The organism is Ferrimonas balearica DSM 9799, assembly GCF_000148645.1.
GTDB classification, from domain to species: Bacteria; Pseudomonadota; Gammaproteobacteria; order Enterobacterales; family Shewanellaceae; genus Ferrimonas; species Ferrimonas balearica.
In genome coordinates this window covers 2,254,186-2,273,714 of record NC_014541.1, presented here as the reverse complement: position 1 = coordinate 2,273,714, position 19,529 = coordinate 2,254,186, and the positions used below count along the sequence as shown (strand labels likewise).

Annotated in this window: 16 protein-coding genes; 5 read left to right on the top strand and 11 right to left on the bottom strand. The window is 61.7% G+C overall.

The window, feature by feature from the left end:
• The first annotated feature begins 2 nt into the window (after positions 1-2).
• The 3 genes from thiH to FBAL_RS10315 all read left to right on the top strand — a co-directional run bounded on the left by thiH (position 3) and on the right by FBAL_RS10315 (position 2,825).
• Complete coding sequence (gene thiH / locus FBAL_RS10325; protein ID WP_013345538.1) at positions 3-1,115, top strand: 2-iminoacetate synthase ThiH; 1,113 nt, start codon at positions 3-5, stop codon at positions 1,113-1,115.
• Between the two features lie 104 nt (positions 1,116-1,219).
• Positions 1,220-1,927: a GTP pyrophosphokinase gene (locus tag FBAL_RS10320; protein WP_013345537.1), complete on the top strand. Its 708-nt coding sequence runs from the start codon at positions 1,220-1,222 to the stop codon at positions 1,925-1,927.
• 286 nt (positions 1,928-2,213) lie between these two features.
• Entirely contained in the window at positions 2,214-2,825 is a 612-nt protein-coding gene (locus FBAL_RS10315; protein ID WP_013345536.1) for a hypothetical protein, read from the top strand.
• A gap of 34 nt (positions 2,826-2,859) precedes the next feature.
• Here FBAL_RS10315 and FBAL_RS10310 read toward each other — a convergent pair whose 3' ends face one another.
• The 7 genes from FBAL_RS10310 to FBAL_RS10285 all read right to left on the bottom strand — a co-directional run bounded on the left by FBAL_RS10310 (position 2,860) and on the right by FBAL_RS10285 (position 12,958).
• Positions 2,860-4,398 (bottom strand): cryptochrome/photolyase family protein, encoded by a 1,539-nt coding sequence (locus FBAL_RS10310; protein WP_013345535.1) that lies wholly within the window; start codon positions 4,396-4,398, stop codon positions 2,860-2,862.
• Positions 4,395-4,532 (bottom strand): DUF2256 domain-containing protein, encoded by a 138-nt coding sequence (locus FBAL_RS19950; protein WP_013345534.1) that lies wholly within the window; start codon positions 4,530-4,532, stop codon positions 4,395-4,397. Before FBAL_RS19950 ends, FBAL_RS10310 begins: the two co-directional genes overlap by 4 nt.
• Positions 4,529-5,983, bottom strand: a complete 1,455-nt coding sequence (locus tag FBAL_RS10305) for an FAD-binding domain-containing protein (protein WP_013345533.1) — start codon at positions 5,981-5,983, stop codon at positions 4,529-4,531. Before FBAL_RS10305 ends, FBAL_RS19950 begins: the two co-directional genes overlap by 4 nt.
• Positions 5,980-7,287, bottom strand: coding sequence for a DASH family cryptochrome (locus tag FBAL_RS10300; RefSeq protein WP_013345532.1), 1,308 nt, complete (start codon positions 7,285-7,287; stop codon positions 5,980-5,982). The genes FBAL_RS10305 and FBAL_RS10300 overlap by 4 nt, the downstream gene beginning before the upstream one ends.
• Positions 7,288-7,395: 108 nt before the next feature.
• Positions 7,396-10,500 (bottom strand): fibronectin type III domain-containing protein, encoded by a 3,105-nt coding sequence (locus FBAL_RS10295; protein WP_013345531.1) that lies wholly within the window; start codon positions 10,498-10,500, stop codon positions 7,396-7,398.
• 127 nt (positions 10,501-10,627) lie between these two features.
• Positions 10,628-11,992, bottom strand: a complete 1,365-nt coding sequence (locus FBAL_RS10290; RefSeq protein WP_013345530.1) for an alanine/glycine:cation symporter family protein — start codon at positions 11,990-11,992, stop codon at positions 10,628-10,630.
• A gap of 360 nt (positions 11,993-12,352) precedes the next feature.
• Complete coding sequence (locus FBAL_RS10285) at positions 12,353-12,958, bottom strand: short chain dehydrogenase (RefSeq protein ID WP_013345529.1); 606 nt, start codon at positions 12,956-12,958, stop codon at positions 12,353-12,355.
• A gap of 104 nt (positions 12,959-13,062) precedes the next feature.
• Here FBAL_RS10285 and FBAL_RS10280 point away from each other — a divergent pair, with 104 nt between their 5' ends.
• Entirely contained in the window at positions 13,063-13,974 is a 912-nt protein-coding gene (locus FBAL_RS10280; protein WP_013345528.1) for a LysR family transcriptional regulator, read from the top strand.
• On the opposite strand, the gene FBAL_RS10275 is transcribed toward FBAL_RS10280, so the two are convergent.
• Positions 13,964-14,881, bottom strand: coding sequence for a LysR family transcriptional regulator (locus FBAL_RS10275; RefSeq protein WP_013345527.1), 918 nt, complete (start codon positions 14,879-14,881; stop codon positions 13,964-13,966). The genes FBAL_RS10280 and FBAL_RS10275 overlap by 11 nt on opposite strands.
• A 100-nt stretch (positions 14,882-14,981) precedes the next feature.
• Here FBAL_RS10275 and FBAL_RS10270 point away from each other — a divergent pair, with 100 nt between their 5' ends.
• Positions 14,982-15,587 carry an FMN-dependent NADH-azoreductase gene (locus FBAL_RS10270; RefSeq protein WP_013345526.1) on the top strand — a complete coding sequence of 202 codons (606 nt, stop codon included), beginning with the start codon at positions 14,982-14,984 and terminating at the stop codon, positions 15,585-15,587.
• A 9-nt stretch (positions 15,588-15,596) separates the two neighbouring features.
• On the opposite strand, the gene FBAL_RS10265 is transcribed toward FBAL_RS10270, so the two are convergent.
• The 3 genes from FBAL_RS10265 to FBAL_RS10255 are packed head-to-tail and all read right to left on the bottom strand — an operon-like array spanning position 15,597 to position 19,520.
• On the bottom strand, positions 15,597-17,081 hold the full coding sequence (locus FBAL_RS10265; protein WP_013345525.1) for a hypothetical protein: 1,485 nt from the start codon (positions 17,079-17,081) through the stop codon (positions 15,597-15,599).
• The gene (locus tag FBAL_RS10260; protein WP_013345524.1) at positions 17,062-18,018 is read right to left on the bottom strand and encodes an alpha-L-glutamate ligase-like protein; all 957 of its coding nucleotides are present in this window, start codon (positions 18,016-18,018) and stop codon (positions 17,062-17,064) included. Before FBAL_RS10260 ends, FBAL_RS10265 begins: the two co-directional genes overlap by 20 nt.
• Positions 18,015-19,520 (bottom strand): inactive transglutaminase family protein, encoded by a 1,506-nt coding sequence (locus tag FBAL_RS10255; RefSeq protein WP_013345523.1) that lies wholly within the window; start codon positions 19,518-19,520, stop codon positions 18,015-18,017. The genes FBAL_RS10260 and FBAL_RS10255 overlap by 4 nt, the downstream gene beginning before the upstream one ends.
• Positions 19,521-19,529: the final 9 nt, after the last annotated feature.

Genomic DNA, 19,529 nt, shown 5'->3' with positions numbered 1-19,529 from the left:
CGATGAGCTTCTACACGCTCTGGCAGCAGCAGGACTGGGACAGTCTGGCGCTGCAGATCAACAGCAAAACCGAGGCGGATGTGCAGCGGGCGCTGGCCAAGCCGAGACGGGACTGGCAGGACTTTCTGGCGTTGATCTCGCCGGCCGGTGAGCCGCTGCTTGAATCGCTGGCCCGGCAGTCACAGCGGCTGACCCGCCAGCGTTTTGGCAACACCATCGGCCTGTATGTGCCGCTGTATCTGTCCAACCTTTGTGCCAACGAGTGCGATTACTGTGGCTTCAGCATGAGTAACCGGATCAAGCGCCATACCCTCGACGAACGGGAGCTGGAAGCGGAGCTGGCCGCCATTAAGCGGATGGGCTTTGACAACATTTTGCTGGTGACGGGAGAGCACGAAACCAAGGTAGGGATGGATTATTTCCGCCGCATGGTGCCGCTGGTGAAAGCGCGCTTTCACTACCTGCAGATGGAGGTTCAGCCGCTGGCGCAGGGCCAGTACGCGGAACTGAAACGGCTGGGACTGGATGCGGTGATGGTGTATCAGGAAACCTATCACGCCCGCACCTACGCCAAACACCACCTGCGCGGCAACAAGACCGATTTTCGTTTCCGGCTGGAAACCGCTGATCGGTTGGGCCAGGCCGGGATCGACAAGATTGGCATTGGCGCGCTGCTGGGGCTGGCGGCCTGGCGGGTGGAAGCCGCCATGGTGGCGCTGCATCTGGATTACCTTCAGCGTACCTACTGGCGAAGCCGGTATTCGGTCTCCTTTCCCCGGTTGCGGCCCTGTACCGGGGGGCTGGAACCGGTTTCCCCGGTGGGGGAGCGGCAATTGTTGCAGCTGATCTGTGCCCTACGCCTGTTTGCCCCGGAGGTGGATCTGTCGCTGTCGACCCGGGAGTCTGCCCATTTCCGCGATCACGCTTTTGCTCTTGGCATCACCACGGCATCCGCGGCGTCCAGCACCCGCCCCGGCGGTTATGCCGAGCCCAGTGATGACCTCGAACAGTTCAGCATTGACGATGGACGCTCAGCGCAGGCGGTGGCTAAGGCGCTGTCAGACCGCGGGCTGCAACCGGTCTGGAAGGATTGGGAGCGGGCCTATTCCGGCTAGGAGATGGCATAAGGCCAGGCAGAGGCCTGGCCGTTGATGTAAATCAGGGTTTCGTGGCGGTTCCGGCATACACTCAGGTGAGTGATTTCGGGAAGGATTTGGCCATGACTCAGTCTGAGCACAAGCGGGTCAGCGATGCGGAGCAGGCGAGGGCGGCGTTGGTGTCGTACTTCAGCCGTGTTGGCGATGAACTGGAACAGGTTCGGGCGCTGTTGCAGCTTCGCCTCGAACAGCTGGCGTTGGCCTATTGCCGTCGTCACAACCTGCCCAGGGAAGCGGTTTTGGTGACCACCCGGGTGAAAAGCCTGGCCAGTGTACTCAACAAGCTGGCCCGGCGAGGCTGGCCGCCATTCAATGACCCAACCGAGGTGATCACCGATATGATCGGGGCCCGGGTGGTGTGCTGGTTCGTTGATGACTGCCACGCCATGGTGACCCTGGTGGCCTCCTCAAAGCATTTGTCACTGGATGCCGAGGTGGAAAACTACATCGCGCAACCCAAGCCCACCGGTTACCGCGCCATCCACCTGTTGGCCAGAGTCAGTTACGACAGTGTGCAGGGAACCGAATCCGCCGCTCGCATTGAGCTGGCGGAACAGCTGTGTGAAATCCAGATCCGCTCTAAATTGCAGGATGCCTGGGGCGACATCACCCACGAGTTTCACTACAAAGCCAAGGGGCGCGGCATCGAGCAGCGGCAGCATGAACAGGCACTGGCGGCCATTGCCCGACGTCTGGCGGCCGAGGATGAAGCGCTGATGCAGATCCGCAATGCCTACCAGAAGCTGGCGGCCAACTCAGACTCCGATTAGCAGGTGTTATCCCCGGTGCCCTGAGCTGGCGCAAAATTAAGAGCCATTACTCTAAATGCCTTTGTCTCCCTTGTAACCCGGTCTCTGCAGGTTATTGAACTGGGGGGCTGCCATTCCGGACAATTGCTGCCACTTTCATTGGTGTTAACAGCACAGTGAGCTCGCCAATCCTCGGTTTGGGCTGTCTCCACTCATGGCGGCATTCTCGGGGCGGTGACGTCTCGCGCCGCGGAGACTGTGACTCAGTGAAGCCGATTCCCGTCGTCGCCGTAAAGGAACACTCCGGATGTCTATTGACCCAGTTGATATCGGGCTTCGCCTGCGCGCGCCGATATCGCAACTCAACCCCCTTATCACCTCAGTCGCCACCGACCACTTTACGGTGGTCGAGCTGCGCAGTTGTCATCATCACCGTTGTCATGCTTGCCTGGTGTCGCTGCCCAAATCGGTTGCTACCAACGGGTTGGACGCGTCAATCCTGCTGATGAACCGCGTGATGCAGTTGATGGAGAAGGGGGCGGCACAGTGGCAGATGAGCGAAACTCGCCGTGACCGGATTATTGGTTATTGGTGTACCGGATTCAGTGCGGGAAAGCTTGGCCATCCCACGGTAGCTGAGATGACGAAGCGTCTTGACGAGTTGCTGCTCATTATCTCTTCTGCTGGGCTCTCGACTCAGGCCTGTGTCGTTTGCCGCCCGAAATTTTCCATCAAAATCAATGGGCGAAAAATGGATGTTAGCGAAGCCGCACCTTACCTTAAACCGCCCACTGTTGAGGCCGCGATGGCGTTGAACTTCCACCATAATGAGGTGGATGTGCTGTTTGAAACCCAGCACAGTTACGGCCTGTTTTGCTGGTTTACCCCTTCTGCCAGTGGCGCTGACCCGACCCGGTAAGCGGCCCCGGGGCCGCCGTTATCACCCGGCCTGACTACAGCGAATCGATGTGCTCAAGGCACCAGTTGGCACGGGCCAGCACCGCATCGCGTTGGGACTGGGGCTGATTATCCCAACTGCGATACACCATACCGATGCGGGGATTTCGGGCCAGCTCCCGATCATGCCGGTCCATAAAGTGCCAATACAGGCTGTTGAGCGGGCAGGCGTTCTCTGTGGTTTTGGCTTTCACGTCATAGTGACACTGCTGGCAGTAGTCGCTCATCTTGTTGATGTAGTTGCCACTGGCGGCGTAAGGCTTGGAGGCCAGCAGGCCGCCATCGGCGTACTGGCTCATGCCGCGGGTATTGGGCAGCTCCACCCACTCAATCGCATCGATGTAGATCCCCAGGTACCAGGCGTCGACCTCATCCGGGTCGGCCCCAATCAGCAGGGCGAATGTACCGGTTACCATCAGCCGTTGGATGTGGTGCGCGTAGGCGTACTCCAGTGATTGGCTGATGGCGTGATGCAGGCAGGCCATCTTGGTGTCGCCGGTCCAGAACCAGGAGGGCAGCGCACGGTGGGCGGCAAAGTGGTTTCGCGTCTCATAGCCGGGCATATTGGCCCAGTAGATGCCGCGCACGTACTCCCGCCAGCCGAGAATCTGCCTGACAAAGCCCTCTATCTGGGCCAAGTCGATCCCGTCGTTTTGTTTAAAGGCGCGGATGGCGGCGTCCAGCACCTCCATGGGATGCAGCAGCTTGGTGTTAAGGGCAAACGATAAACGGGCGTGAAACAGGCTCCAGCGATGGGGTGCTTGTCCGGTCAGGGCATCCTGAAATCGGCCAAACCCGGGCAGGCAGTGGTGGCAAAAGTGCGCCAGCAGCTGTCGGGCCTGCTCCCGGTTTACTGGCCACAGTAGCGGCCCGCTCAACGTGCCGATGGTGTCTACCCGGTGGCGGCTAAGCCGATCAATGATCTCATCCACCGGGTTGGCAAACAGCAGTGGTTGGGGAATCGAGTCCCAGTCCCCGGGTTTCAGCGCATGGCGGTTCAGGGGGTCGTAGTTCCACTTTCCCCCCAGAGGCTTGTTGCCCTCCATCAACAGGTCAAACCGCTGCCGCATCTTTCGATAGAAGGTTTCCATCCGGTGCGCTTTGTCCCGCTGGAAATGGCGGTCGATCTCATCAAATGGCAGGAGAAAATGCTCGGTATCACAGGGCTGGCTGGGGACGGAGAGCGACATATCCGCCAGCTGAGCCAGCAACCGATACTCGTCGGGCCGCTGGTACTCCAGCTGCAGGGCGCCGGTCTGGTCTATCTGTTGTTGCAGCAGAGCAGGCAGGTCATCAACACCGGCGGTGTCGTCCAGGGTCAGATAGCGAACTCGGTGTCCGTCCTGACTCAGCGTTTCGGAAAACGCCTTCATGGCGGCAAAAAAGGCGCACACCTTCTGGATATGGTGGCGTACGTAGCCGGTTTCCTGGTGCAGTTCGGCGATGAGGTAAAGCACACCGTCGTCCCGTTGTCGAAACCAGCTGTGGTCGGCATTGAGTTGGTCGCCCAGAATCAGGCGCAGGGTATGGGTCACGTTGCACTCTTCCTTGCGTTTCGGTGTCGCCGGCAGCGTTCTGAACAGTAGCGCACTTCATCCCAGCATCGCGCCCACTTTTTGCGCCAGCTGAATGGCCGATGGCATACCGCACAGATCTTTTCCGGTTTCATGCTTTGGGCCGGACATGTCGGGCGAGGATACGTTGACCCTCTTGTTGTACATCCGGTCGTGCGCGCCATTGCCACAGTAACTGGCGAGCTCTTGGTCCGGTTTCCGACAGGTCAATGATAGGACTGGGGTAATCCCGGCCCGGCTCAAACTCATACAGCAGGTGTTCCATTGGGGTCAGTTGCCAGGGGGTATGCCGTACCGGCACCGGCAGCCGGGCCAGTTCCGGACAAAATGCCTGGATAAACTGCCCGTCGCTGTCCTGCTCCAGGCTTTGTTTCACCGGGTTATAGATACGAATGGTGTGGATGCCGGTAACGGCGGCCTGCATCTGGAACTGGGGGTAGTGAATGCCCGGCTCGAAGTCGAGAAAGAGCCGGGCGAGATGGTGCACGCCACGGCGCCAGTCGATCATCAGGTGGTGGCAGAGAAAGCTCACCAGCATCGCCCGCATGCGGAAATTGAGGTAGCCGGTCTGGTGCAGCGCGCGCATGCTGGCATCCACAAGGGGGTAGCCGGTTTGCCCGTTTTGCCAGGCCAGTAGCCGGGCATCGCTGTCGGCGTCCTGATGGTAAGGAAAGTGACGGTAGGCCTGGTTGATCGGCCTGCCCTCCATGGCGCATTCCGATTCAAATTTTTGAATAAAGTGATCCCGCCATTTTAACCGGCTGGTCAAGGCCCGCCGTGCCGGACGCCAATCTGGCGTGTCCGCGTCCTGCCGAAGCCGCTGTATCACCTGTCGTACACTCAGGTTGCCCCAGGCCAGGTAGGGTGAGAGCCGGGAACAACTGGTGCGGCTGTTGCCGGGTTGGCTGATATGGCGGTGGTAGTCCCGGCCACGCTGTGCCAGAAAGCCATCAAGGCAATCGCGGGCGGCGGACTCGCCACCGGGCTGAAACCCCTCGGCCGCTGAGCGCCAATCCGCAGGGATGGTTTGGTCCGGCAGATGGCACCAGCGCACCCGCGCCCAATCAGGCTCTGCCGTGGGCTGCGCCATGGTTTTACGCCAATGGCCGTCCCAGCCTCGTCGGTGGTTTAAGCCCCGCTGGACCGCGCCATTGGGCCACTGATGCCAGGGAACGCCGTTGTCATCACACCACCGACTGACGGCCTGGTCGCGCTCAAAGGTGACGCTAAGTCCGGTCTCTTCGTGGCTCAACAGCTGGACCAGCGTGAAGTCGCTGGCCAGTCGGTTCAATGCATCGATGGGATCGCAAAACCAGCAGGTGACCCGGCCCCCGTGGGGGGCCAGACCGGCGTTGAGATCCTTCAGAGACTGCCAGACAAAACGCCAGTGACGGGGAGCATAGTGGGGATCATTCACCAGTTGGGGCTCAAACAGATACAACAGCAGAAGTGGGGCATCGCTGCGACAGGCAAACGCCAATGGGGCGTGGTCCTGCAAGCGAAGGTCCCGTTTCAGCCACACCACCTGGAGCGGTGGTCGCTTCATGGCACCTCCTGTACCGGCCAGTCGGCGGCATCCAGACTGTCCAGCTGAGCCACAGGCAACCCCTGCCACTGGCGAACAAACGCGCCATCCGGGTCATACAGTGCCGTTTGTTTGTCCAGATCGAAGTGGCGCCAGCCTCTTGGGTCAGCGCCCACCCCAGCCAGGTACTGCCAGTTGCCATAGTTGCAGGCGACATCATGGTCGATCAGCTGTTGCTGGAAATAGGCGGCTCCGTAGCGCCAATCCAGCCCCAGTTCATGCACCAGCGCACTGGCCACCAACTGGCGGGCCCGATTCGACAGGAAGCCGGTGGCATTGAGTTGGTTCATTGCGGCGTTGACGATGGGGTAGGGCGTTTGCCCCTGACACCAGCGGGCAAAACGCTCCGGGTAGAAGCAGCAGGGGCGGCGAACGCCGGAGGTGCCGGTAAAGGCGAACAGGCGGTGGCCGTGGGCAAGCGCCAGCCACTGAAAATACTCCCGCCACAGCAGCTCGACCTGGATCCATTCGGTAGACTCGTTAGCGCCATGCTGTGCTTCATACGCCTCCAGCTGTGCCACTGCGGTTCTGGCCGAGAGGCAGCCCTGCGCGAGCCAGGGCGACAACTTGGTGGAGCTGGACCAATCATCCAGTGCGTTTCGGGTTTGCTTGTAGTGTTTGGGCGCGGCGCCAGCCAGATAGTGCGCCAGGTGCGCCTCTGCCGCGGTCTGTCCACCCTGGTATTGTGGATTGGGTGGGGTGCTGACCGGAGGCGGTGTTTCACTGGTCAGCGCCAGAGGTTTGGGGAGCTCAGTGACGGGCGGATACAGCGGGCGCCATTCGAGCCGTTGCACCCGGCGGCGGAACTGGCTGAAGGTGGGGGGGAGTTCATCCAGTGCAAAGGGCAGTTGCTCAAGGGTGAACAATGTATGGGATTGCCACACTTCACAGCGGTGTTCACCCACCTCCTGCTTGAGGGCCAGATATTGCCGGCGCTCCTCCTCGCCAAAGGGGGCGGTGCAGATCAGCTTATCAATCCAGTGGTTGCGCATCAGCCCGGGTATGAGGGTGTTGGGGTCACCGATGCGTATCACCAGCTGTTGTCCCAGAGCCTCCAGGCGGTTGGCCAGGTCGAGCAGACTCTCGCTGATAAAGCGCCAGGGGTGGTCGCCAACGCGGCGGCTCTGCCAGTTGTCAGCAACAAACCAGCGGGGCTCAATGCAGTAGAGGCACAAGAGCGCTTCTTTCGCCTGGGCGGCGCGAAGCAGCGCAGGATTGTCGTCCAGTCTGAGATCGTGACGGAACCAAAGCAGGGCGCGTTTCACGGTGTTGTCCTTTTGGCCATTGATGGTGGTTGTACGCCTGGATCGGCCGGTTGGTGCACAACAAAACGCCCGACCAGAGGGCCGGGCGTTTGTCGGTAGCGATCATGGTCAGCGCGTAACGGTAAAGCTGGCGCTGTAGCGCTGGCTGGTGCTGCCCACCACTTCGACCTCAAGAAGGTGGGAGCCGGTACTGAGTGTCGCGGTATCGAAGGGGTTGGCCGGGCGGCCGCTGTCGCTGCTGGTGCCCGCCAGATCCCACGGCGCGTTGTACTCGGTTTGCACCGCATTGCCATCAAGGTAGAAGCGCACCTTATCGGCGCTGTCGTCTGCCACAAACACGTAGATCTGGCCGGATACGGTTTGTCCCGCCAGGGGCGTGGCGCCACTGCGGTCTGGCTGCAACGACAACTGAATGGGGGAGTCGTCGCCGGGTTCAGGTTGCAGCACCAGCGTCACCGGGACAGTGGTGTCACCCAGAGGGCTGCTGGCCAGGATCTGGCTCTGGAATTGACCACTGGGTAACCCGCTGGCGTCAATGTTCACTGGCACCACGGCGGGTGTGCTGAATGGGCCGGCACCGACACTAAGCCAGTTGGCGCTGCTGGTCAGCGTCACCTGAGTCGGTTCAGAGCCACTGAATGACAGACTCAGTTGCGCTTGAGTCTGGGGCAACACCAGCGTGCTGCTGAGTGAGGTGGGCATAACGCTCAGGGTCGGCTCCGGAGTGCCGTACTGGATATCGGCGTAGGTGGACTGGAACGTGCCATCCAGCATCTCGATGTCGGCCCGCAGCGCCAGCGGCCCCTGAGCATAGCCCTCCAGACTGAAGGGCAGTGCGGTATCGTTGTCACCGGTGCCTGCCATGTCATAGGGGGCGACGCCCTCGGTTTTGACCCGTTCGCCGTCAATAAAGAATCGAACACGGCGCACGTTGTCCCAGGGCAACAACTCGACATAGAGCGGTGATGCCACCGTGGCGCCGTCCAGTGCCCGGGGGTTACTGCGCAGACTGTCCTCATTCATCACCAGTTGGTAGCCATCCTGCTCTACCGTCAGCCGTACCGGCACGGTCAGGCTGCCATCGCCACCGTCCACCTGAATGGTGGTTTCCCGGGAGCCGGAAACCTGCCCCTGGCTGTCCGCCGTGACCGTGATGGTTAGCGGGCTGACGCCACTGGTGGGCGCCAGGCTTAACCAGTCTGCGGACTCAGAGACGCTGATGGCCTGCCCGGACTGTGGATGGGTCAGCAGCAGCGACTGTTGGCCGGTCTCGCCTTGGGCCAGCCGGAAGTCGAGGGTGGTTGGCTGTGCCACAAGGCTGGGGCCGTCGCAGCTCTCGGTCAGCCGGAACTGGTCGAACAGTTGAACCGGTTGGCCATCGGTGACCTGATAGACCGAGATGGTGACATCGCCGCCCGGGTCAAAGCTCAGGTGGCCGAAATGGTGGGCGGTGTTATCCCGTCGGGCGGTCCAGTAGGGCGGCGGCTCTGTCATCCAGGGCGAGAAGCCGTCGTTCTTGTCACTCATCTTGCCGCCGGGACTGATCTTCATCCAGGTGATGCCGCCTTGCCGGTCAACGCAGTCGGTGTCGGTATCGGTCACGATAATTGCACCGGCGGCGTCGTCCAGAGGGTAGGTGCGCTCATAGGATTGGTCATGGGCGGACAGCGCCAGTTTGACACCGGCCGCCTCAAACAGCGGGGCGATATGGCCGCGAATGGTTTCCGCCGAGACGTGGTTGGCCCCATCGGAGAAGGGCGCGGCATGGAGATAGGGGATGATCCAACGGTATCCGGCATTCTTCACTTCGGCCAGGTGGCTCTCCAGCCATGCGACCGCGTCGAGCGGGATCCCATCATTCGACTCACGCAGGGCATAGACGGCGATAAAGTGGACATCGCCCACGTCAAAGGCGTACATGCGCCCGCCGTCATAACGCCAGTGGGCTGGGGTGGGGAAGCGCGCATGCCAGAACTCGAACCCCTCGTTATTGAGGATCTCGTGGTTACCGTAGACCGGCATCATTGGCGCGAAGGGCGCCAGGGGGGCCATCTGGTTAAACCAGGCATCGATGCTTCGCTCCAGTGTGCCGTAGCGCTTGTCCTTGTCGTAGTAGGCGTAGTCGCCGCCCAGCAGGATCAGGTCCGGTGCGATGGCGGCCATGGCGTCGATCACCGCCTGGGTACCGTTAGTCAGGCCATCGAGACGGCCCAACAGGCCGGTATCGGCGACAAAGGTCAGGTCCCAGCTTTGCCCCGGTGCTGGCTGGGCACGGGTTTGATAAACCCGGCTGAAGGCGTCGCTGCTCAGCCGCACCCGGTAGTCGTACTGACCGCCACGGGTCACTGGGGCGATGGTGGCCTGGTGATACCAGCCATCCTCGTTGCTGTGGCGAACCGAGCCGACCACGGAGGCCCACTCAGTGGCACCGGTAAGCCGGTATTGCAGCTCCGATTGGGTGCCATCTGCGGGGGTAAACCACACTGCGGTAACCGCGCTCTGATCGTGGTTCCAGGTGAGATGAAGTTGTGGGGCATCTTCCCCCGCCGGTTCACCCACCTGTAGGCTGACATTGAGGGTGATCGGGGCGTAACCATCGGCACTGGCGGTGATCTTTGCCGGGTACTGGCCATCCGCCAGGCCGGTGGGATCGGCACTGACTGCAACACTGAATGGGGTGATGCCGCTGGCCACTGAAAGCGACAGCCAATCGTGGTTTTCAGCTAAAACCACGGAGGTGGACTCGCCGCCGAGGGTACTGAGGGTCAATGTGCCGGAGACGGTTTCGCCCTCAATGCTGCTCAGCGCCAGTGATAGCGGGGAACTGGTCAGTGTCGGGGTGGGGTCACCCACCTGAAAATTCAGGCTTTGCTCCACAACACTGCCGTCTTTGTTCACCAGTACCACGTCCATCCGATGCAGGCCGTCCCCCAATGCCGACATGTCATAGGGCAGGGCGGAGTTGTCGCCTGCGGTACCGCCCAGATCCCAGGGCGACACATTCTCGGTTTTGGCCTTGTTGCCATCAATATAAAACTGCACCTGGCTCAGCTCGGAGCTGGGCGCGATAAAGACGTACACCGTGCCGTTGAGGCTGGCGTTCTCCAATGACTGTGGTTGGCTGCGATCCGGCGAGGCCGACCATTGTACTGAGTGGGCGAGCAGGGTTGGGCTGACCAGCAAAAGCAGCAGATACAGGATGGTTCGGGACATGAGGGCGCACTCCCAACGGCAAAGGGGATACTTCGGCGTTGAGTAACTCTAGGCGAGCCAGCGCAAAGTGGGGAGGCTAAATAACAACGCCCCGGCGCAGGGCCGGGGCGTTGGTGAAAGGCTGAGGTCAGGCCTTGCTGGCGGACGGGGCCTTATCGCCGCGGGCAAAGTACTCACGGGTCAGCTTAAACACCACCGGACTCAGCAGCACCAGAGCGATCAGGTTGGGGATCGCCATCATGGCATTGAGGGTATCTGCCAGCAGCCAGACAAAGTCCAGAGTCGCGATGGCGCCCACCGGTACCGCCAGGGTAAATACCAGGCGGAAGGGTTTGACCGCTTTCTCACCCAACAGGTACTGAACGCAACGCTCGCAGTACACGCTCCAACCCAGAATGGTGGTAAAGGCAAACACGGCCAGTGCGATGGCAACGATGATGTCACCCTGGGGCACGACGGAACCGAAAGCGGCAGAGGTCAACGGGGCGCCGGACACCCCGGTGGTCCATTCGCCGGTGACCACGATGGCCAGGCCGGTAACGGAGCAGACAATCAGGGTGTCGATAAAGGTACCCAGCATGGCGATCAGGCCCTGTCGGACCGGATCGTTGGTTTTGGCTGAAGCGTGGGCAATCGGGGCGGAGCCAAGGCCTGCTTCGTTGGAGAACACCCCTCGGGCCACACCAAAGCGAACGGCCGCCCAGACCGCAGCGCCGGCAAAGCCACCGGTGGCGGCGACCGGGTTGAATGCGCTCTCCACCACCAGGGCGATGGCACCGGGGATGGCACTGGCATTCAGGGTCAGCACGATCAAGCCGGCACCGATGTAGAAGGCCGCCATCAGCGGCACCAGCTTGCCTGCAACGGTGGCGATGCGCTTGATGCCGCCCATCAGTACGGCACCCACCAACAGCATCAGCACCACGCCGGTGGCTTCCACCGGGATGCCGAAACTGTCCTGCAGCGCCGAAGCCACGGAGTTGGACTGCACGCCGTTTCCAATGCCGAAGCCGGCGACGGAGCCGAACAGGGCAAAGGCGGTGGCCAGCCAGGTCCAGCGGGAGGAGAGGCCGTTCTTGATGTAATACATCGGGCCGCCAACGTATTCGCCATTGTCGGCGGTTTCACGGTACTTCACGGCGCAGACCGCTTCGGCGTATTTGGTGGCCATACCCACCAGGGCGGTACACCACATCCAGAACAGGGCGCCGGGCCCGCCCATGGCGATGGCGGTCGCCACCCCCGCAATATTACCGGTACCGATGGTGGCGGAGAGCGAGGTCATCAGGGCGTTAAAGGCGCTGATGTCCCCTTTTTCGCCGCTGTCTTTGCGCCCTTGCCACAGCAGCCGGAAGCCGGTACCGAGTTTCAGTACGGGCATCATGCGCAGCCCGGTGGTGAGGTACAGGCCAACCCCGAGGATCAGCACCAGCATGGGGATGCCCCACACGATGCCGTTAATGGTGCCAACCAGTTCGGTAAGGGTGTCCATCCAGAACTCCTTGTGATTTTTCGTTATTTCCCTGTGGGACGAGCGGACAAAGGACGATCTGTATCACATACGGTCGGGGATCGGTAGGGATAACAGGATGTTGCGTGCGGGTAAAGGGAAGCATTTCCTGCGGTTTGATTGGCGGGGGCTGGCGCGTGTGACTGGCTGGGAGGGTTATTAGCTTGCGCCATCACCGCCGGGGGCTGGGGATGGCTGGGTGATTCACTGTGGTAAGCAAAGTGGCAGGGTGTGAACAGCAAGCCGCTACCGCGCCGGGAAAAGAAAAAGGGGGCCATGACGGCCCCCTTTGGGGTTGGAACTGCAGCGCCCGACACCTCCCTGTGTCGGGCGCTGCAGGGGTTACTGGGCCGCGTCGAGCGGCAGATCGATGATGGCGCCGTGCAAGTCGGGCTCAAGGGCGCGAAGGTAGGCCTTTGCGGTGTCGGCGGCGCTGATGCCGTGGGTTGGGTCCATGCCCATCTGCACCATGGTTTCTTTGACGAAGGCGGGGGCCACCACGTTAAGGCGGACATCGTCGAGTTCCAGCGCGGCGGCTTTGACGAAGCTCTCCAGTGCGCCGTTGACCATCGCGATGGCGCTGCTGCCGGGCATGGGGTGACGGGAGAGGATGCCGGAGGTCAGCACGATGACGCCGCCGGGGCGAACCGAGGCCCGGCCCAGTCGCACCAAGTTGACCTGACCCATCAGCTTATTGTTCAGGCCGAGCTCAAAGGCATCGTCGCTGAGCTGCGCCAGTGGTCCAAAACTGGCCTGCCCGGCGGTGCTGATAATGGCGTCCACGGGGCCGACGTCGGCAAACAGCGCGCGCAGTTGGTCGGGCTGGCTTAGGTCCACCTGGTGATCGCCGCTGCGGTGACCAACCCGGATCACCTCACAGTCGCTGGACAACGCGTCGGTAACGGCCTGGCCAATGGTGCCGCTGGCACCAATCAAAAGCACTTTCATCGGGGCTCTCTCACTGTGAATCGGATGGGTGGACAGAGCATAGCCTCATGCCGATAATCGAAAAATAATCCAGAAATGAAATCACCTTTGCATTAATGAGAAAAATGGATCTGGTTAAGGCGATCCGCACCTTCGTCAACGTGGTGGCCCATCAGAGCTTCAGCGCCGCGGCCCGTGAGCAGGGGTTAGTGACTTCGGCGGTCAGTCGTCAGGTGGCGGAACTGGAGAGCCATTATGGCTGTCAGTTGCTGACGCGCAGCACCCGAACCATGAGTCTGACGGCGGAAGGGGAGTACTTTCTGGCGGAGTTCAAAGCGATTCTGGCCCGGCTTGACCAGTTGGAGCTGGGAGCCGGGGACCGGCGTAATAAGGTGTCTGGCCTTATCCGCATCACATCGCCGCTGCACAGTGCACAGCTGAGCCTGCAGCCCTCGCTCAGCCGGTTTATGGCGAAGTATCCGGAGGTGAGCCTGAGTTGGCTGTTGGCCAATCGCAGCGTCAATCTGCTGGAGGAGGGGGTAGACCTGGCGATTCGGGTGGGAGAGCTGCCGGATTCGTCACTGGTGGCGCGACGCTTTACCACCGTGGCGGTGGTGTTTGTGGCCAGCCCGGACTATCTGGCCCGACACGGCACGCCGGACCACCCCCGCGCGTTGGTCCAGCACCGCTGCCTGGTGGATAATTCCAACCCCCAGCTGGCCCGCTGGCGCTATCAGGAGGGGGGCCGAGAGCACCAGATCCGGGTACCCGCGACAGTGGAGGTGAATGAGGGCGATCTGGCCGGTCAGTTTGCCGCCGATGGCCACGGCATCGCGCAATTGCCCCAGTTTATGGTGCAGCAGTATTTGGCGGAGGGACGGTTGGTGCCGATCCTGCAGGCCTACGCGTTGACCCCTCAGCCGGTGTCACTGGTCTACCCGGCCAATCGCACCAACAGCGTGGCGGTTCAGGCACTGATTGAGCACCTGATGGCGGACCGGCCAGCCAATCTGGTTAATCCGTCGATCACTCCGTAACCGGCGCCGTGGAGGCCTGTTGAGCCAACGGGCTGGACTCCACCAGCAGCTCGGCAAAGCGGGTGGCCGCCGGGCCGAGGGTATCGCGGTTTGGCACCACCAAAGCCAGCGGAATCACCGAATAGTCGACGGTGGCCTGGGACAGGTGGGTCAGGCTGCCATTGGCAAGGTGGGGTTGGGCCAAGTGCTCCGGAACCCAGCAAAAGCCGACCCCCTGGTGCAACACCGCAATCGCTTCATGGAAGTTGGAGAAGGTCCAGCGCTGCTCTGCACGCAGCCAACCGCGGTCTTTATCAGCGTGCTGGCCGGTATCACGGATCACCAGTTGCAGCTCCTGTGACAGGCGGCTGTCGTCGATCATCGCTTCGCTGGCCAGAGGGTGTGCCGGGTGGCACACCAGAAGCATGCGTATCACTCCCAGAGGCTGACCCCGGTGGCCCGGGTGGCTGCTGGCGCTGATCACCAGATCGAAATCGCCCTGGCTCACCGCATCGTCGGTGCCACTCATCACGTTGTCGATGACGGTCAGGCGGGTACCGCGGCTTTCGCGATAAAAACGGCTCATCGCCTGGTACAGCGCTTCGGTGGGATAAAGGATCTCCCGGGACAGGGTGATCTCCGGCTCCCAGCCCTGCTCAAGGTTGGTGGCGAGCAACTCAAGCTGCTCAATCTCAGAAGTCAGTGCCCGGGAGCGACGCAAAAGCACCTTGCCCTGCGGCGTTAACTCCGCCTTTCGGCCTTTCACCTCCAACAGCGGAACCCCAATCAGCTGCTGCAGTTTGGCCACGGCGTGGTTCAGCGAGGATTGACTCTTATTGAGTGCTGCGGCCGCTTTGGCGTAGCCGCCATGGTCAACCACGGCCTGAAGGATGCGCCACTGTTCCAGTGTGGTGTGGGGTCGATACATAACCATCCTAAAAACTCGAATGCTTTGGTCGCAATTATGCGATTTATTTACGAATTGGTGAACCTAAAATGGCCTTAACCGACTGATTAGGAGATCCACCATGGCCACTTTGCTCGTTATCCATTCCAGCCCCAATCTTCAGCAATCTCATACCCGCGCACTCGCGGCCCGGTATGTTTCGCAGTGGCAGGCGCGTCACCCCGAGGGCCGGGTGATTGAGCGCGACCTCGCACTGGCACCACCGCCGCATCTGGACATGGCCACCATCGGGGCCTTTTACACCCCGGAAGCGGAGCGAGGCGCAGATGCCAAAGCGGCGCTCGCCCTCTCCGATGCGTTGATTGCGGAACTGCTGGCCGCCGACGAAGTGGTTATCGGTGCCCCGATGCACAACTTCTCCGTGCCCTCCGCCCTGAAGGCGTGGATCGACCACATCTGCCGGGTGGGCGTGACCTTCCGTTACACCGAGCAGGGTCCGCAGGGTCTGTTGGGCGACAAACGAGCGGTGCTGATCAGTGCTCGTGGCGGCAACTACGGGAGTGGCAGCCCGGCATCCGGCATGAATCACCAGGATACTTACCTGCGTACTGTGATGAGCTTTATCGGGATCACTGAGGTGGCCACCATCAATGCGGAAGGGGTGGCTTCCGGAGAGGCGGGACTGGACCAAGCGCAGTCCCAGATTGATCGCTTACACGCGGCCTGACGAGCGCGGTCAGAATGTGGGCCCGGCATACTCTGCCGGGCTTTTTTGGTTTTGTGGCCAGGGTTCGCCATCAGCAAAGGCGAGGGCCAGCCAGATCTGATCGGCGCTGAGTTCCCCCGCTTGCCATTGCGCCAATAGCCTCTCACCCCGGTGGGCGTACCAGATTGGCAGATAGGCGCGGGCGCCAGCGATGGCCCAGTCACTGTGGCTGTTCCAGGGCGCGAGGCCGGAGGGCGCAGGCTGTTGGAAGTAGTGTTGGAACCAGCGCTCGCTGTAACGGCTCAGCGCGGTGGGTGACCAGGGCGCCTGCTGTGCAACGGCAAGACCCATTCGGGCCTGATAAAGCGCCCATGCGGAGTAGAGGGGACGCGGTGGAAGCGTCTCCCCCAGCACCGCCTGCTGCAGGTCCGGTTGCCGGGCCAGTGCGCGGCCAAAACCGTACCCGGCACCGCCGCTCGGGCTGGAGGCATAGGGCAGGGGCTGGCCCGCCATCGACACCAGGGTCTCGGCGCTCTGCGCCATCCAGCGGTGCCAATGTCGTGGATACCAGGGGCGGGTACGGTAGGTCAGTTGTGCGACCGCGGGGCTTAACCCAATCCAGTGGTTTTGCAGCAGGGTTTGTGCTGACGCTTCACCGCCCTGCAGACTGAGGTAACCCAACAGGCGGTCGTCGTCCCACAGTTGCCACTGGCCCGGTTCAATCTGTTCGAGGCTCAACCCCAGAATGGCGACCAGGCGCTGCAGGCTCTGGCGGGCAATCTGTTCCGGTGGGGTGGACAGTTGCGGTTCAGGCGCACGGGGTTGCCAGGGAAGCTGGCGATCGTCCGGTTCCAACTGGTTGAGAAACTCGGCCACCCGGTCTGCCTGCAACAGCGGCGTGTGCTGAAGTTGTTGGTCTGCGTCGCTGTCGAATCGAGCGGCGCGTGCCTGCTCACTGGCACGCTCGCGATAATGGCGCAGGGGCACACGGGCATCAGGGGCCCCCCGGTTTTGGTAGGCCAGCCACACGGCACGGCGGCAACCACTGTCACTGGCCTGGTTCAGGTAGCGGGAGACCGCACTGGCTTCGAGGTCGAGCGTGGTGGGATGGTCCGGCGCCAAACCTGCCATGCAGCGTGGGGTGCCGATGGCCACGGTTTTCAGCACCTGCTTATCGAGGTGGAGCAGCTGAGCCTGCAGGGCCAGCAACGTCGGGTCGGGTTGTGGTTGCGGCCGGAATTGGCCCATCGCTTTATTGAGCAGCAGCGTGCAGCGGCCCAGGTCGTCACTGTCGCCGCTCTCCGCCAGGTATTTCAGTTGGTCACGCAGCAACACCAGTTGGCCAAACTGACGGTGGCGGCTGAGGGGCTCCATTACGGGGGCGCCGATGGCTTCAATCTGGTTGAGGCAGTAGCTGAGCAGCTCCGTACTGCTGGCCGCCTGAGGCAACAACGCCCCGGCCAGGGCCAGGGCGTTGAGACAGTGTCGCCAGGGTTTAGTCGTCGCGACCTTCACCAAACCACTCCTTGGCCATGGCGATGCGCTCACTGACCGGCGGCCGGACATCGCCCAGACTCTCCACTTTGCGGAGTCGGGGCAGCAGGCCCCGGTCGTTGGCGATCTGGATCGCCAGGCCGGGACGGGCGTTCAGTTCCAGCAGCAGGGGGCCGCGTTCGCGGTCCAGCACCATATCGGTGCCCAGGTAACCCAGGCCAGACATCTCGTAACAGCCGGACGCTAACTCCAGCAGCCGGTCCCAATGGGGCACTTCCACTTTGAACAGGTCTTCGCCGGTGTCGGGATGATGGGTCACTGGCTCATCAAACTGTACCGCACGGATGGCGCGGCCGGTGGCGATGTCCACCCCGATGCCCACGGCCCCCTGGTGCAGGTTGGCCTTGCCGTCAGAGGCGTGGGTGGAGCAGCGCAGCATCCCCATCACCGGGAAGCCCTTAAAGATGATCAGGCGGATGTCCGGCACCCCCTCGTAGGAGATGCCATCGAACACCGGATCAAAACGGATCAGCGCTTCCACCACCGCGACGTCGTTTTTGCCCCCGAGGCTGAACAGGCCAGCCAGGATATTGGAGCAGTGACGAGTCATCTCGGCGGGGGTGACTTCATCGCCGGAAGGCTTAAAGAAACGGCCATCCTCAACTTTGGTGATCACCAGAATGCCTTTGCCGCCTGAACCCTGAGCGGGCTTGATGCAGAAGCCATCCAGCCCGGCCACCATCTGGTTGATCTGCTCAATCTCGTGTTGTTCACGGACCACGGCGATCAGATCCGGGGTGGCGATCTCGTTCTTCAGGGCCAGCTGCTTGGTGATCAGCTTGTCATCCACCTGTTTGTACAGGCTGCGCGGGTTGTAACGCCCGATATAGCTGATGTTGCGCCGGTTCATGCCCATGATGCCACGGGCACTTAAGCGCCGGGGATCAACGAAGATCATGATTTCTCCCCAGCCAGCGGACGGAAGCGACGCAGCTCAAGCAGGCGGTAACCGGTGTATTGGCCGAGCAACAGCACCAGAGCCAGGATGATCAGGTGAACACCGAGGAAGTTAAAGGCCCAGTGACGCACCAGATCGTTGTCCATGGCCAGATAGGTGATGGTGGCGACCAACAGACTGCCGCCGCCCTGCAGCATCACCTCTTTCGCCCCTTCCTCTTCCCACAGAATGGACATCCGTTCGATGGTCCAGGCCAGGATGATCATGGGGAAGAAGGTGATGGTGAGACCCTCGGTCAGGCCCAGGTTAAAGGCCAGCAGGGTAAAGCCAGCGATGATGCCGAGCACCACAATCACCACCGCACTGATCCTCGAAATCAACAGCAGGTTCAGATTGGAGAGGTAGGAGCGGATCACCAGGCCGGCCGCCACGATAAGCAGGAAGCCGACGAGGCCGGTGAGCAGTTTGGTTTGGATAAAGGCCAGCGCGATCAACACCGGCATAAAGGTGCCGGAGGTTTTCAGGCCGACAATCACCCGCAGGAACACCACCACCAGTACCCCGATGGGGATCAGGAACAGGCCGCGCAGCAGGCTTTGCTCCTCGAGCGGCAGGTTGTACAGCGACAGTGACGCCAGACCGCCGGTGTCCATCATGTCGATGGCGGTGGCCAGGGCAGGGCGGGTGTCCTCAATCATGGAGAAGGAGACGTTGGAGTTGCTGCCGCCGGTCAGGTCCAGCACAGAGGTGCTGTGGCGTTGCCACAACAGCAGCTTGTCGTTGCGGCCCTGTTCGCCGGTGGCCGGGTTAAACAGCTTCCACTCCTGGTTGTCGAGCACCTCTACCATCGGGATCAGGTTCTGGCGACGACGGCCGTCTTCCAGTTTGAGTCCGTACACCTGGCGCGCCTGCACACCGGCGCTTTGCAGCAGTCGGGTCATCAGTGGCGCGGGTTCGTAGCGGGACAGCAGCAGGGCAACGTTTTGCTGTTTGTCCGGCTGGCTGATCAGCTCGGCCAGTTCACGGGCGAAGGAGGCGTTGTTGGCACTCTTCTCCCAGGCTTTGGCGGTCAACCCTTTGGCGGCCGTCTCCAGCCCCTCATCCCACACAACGGGCTCCGGCGCCGGCAGCTCGGCAATCTCTTCCAGTTTGAAGTCGCCGGTGGGCACCAGGTTGGTGGTGTAGTAGAGCTCCTGACGGCCCAGCGCCTGGCGGGTGGTCCAGGTGGCGCGGCGGGCATCGCCGTCCATGGTCATGGCCAGGCCATAACCCGGGGACGCGGCGGATTCGCTCAGGGTCTTGAACGCGGGGTCGCTGGGCAGGGCGAAACTGGCCTCTACTGCACCCTCGCCGTTGAAGGTGATGCGGGCTTCGACGGTCCAGGTGGTTTGGCTGGTGCCCGGCAGGAAGGGGATGCCGTCACTGACGTGGCGCTGGTAGTTGTAGCCAACCCCCGCCGCGATCAGAACAAAAATCAGCAGATAAAACGGTTTGCGTGACACAGGCAAAAA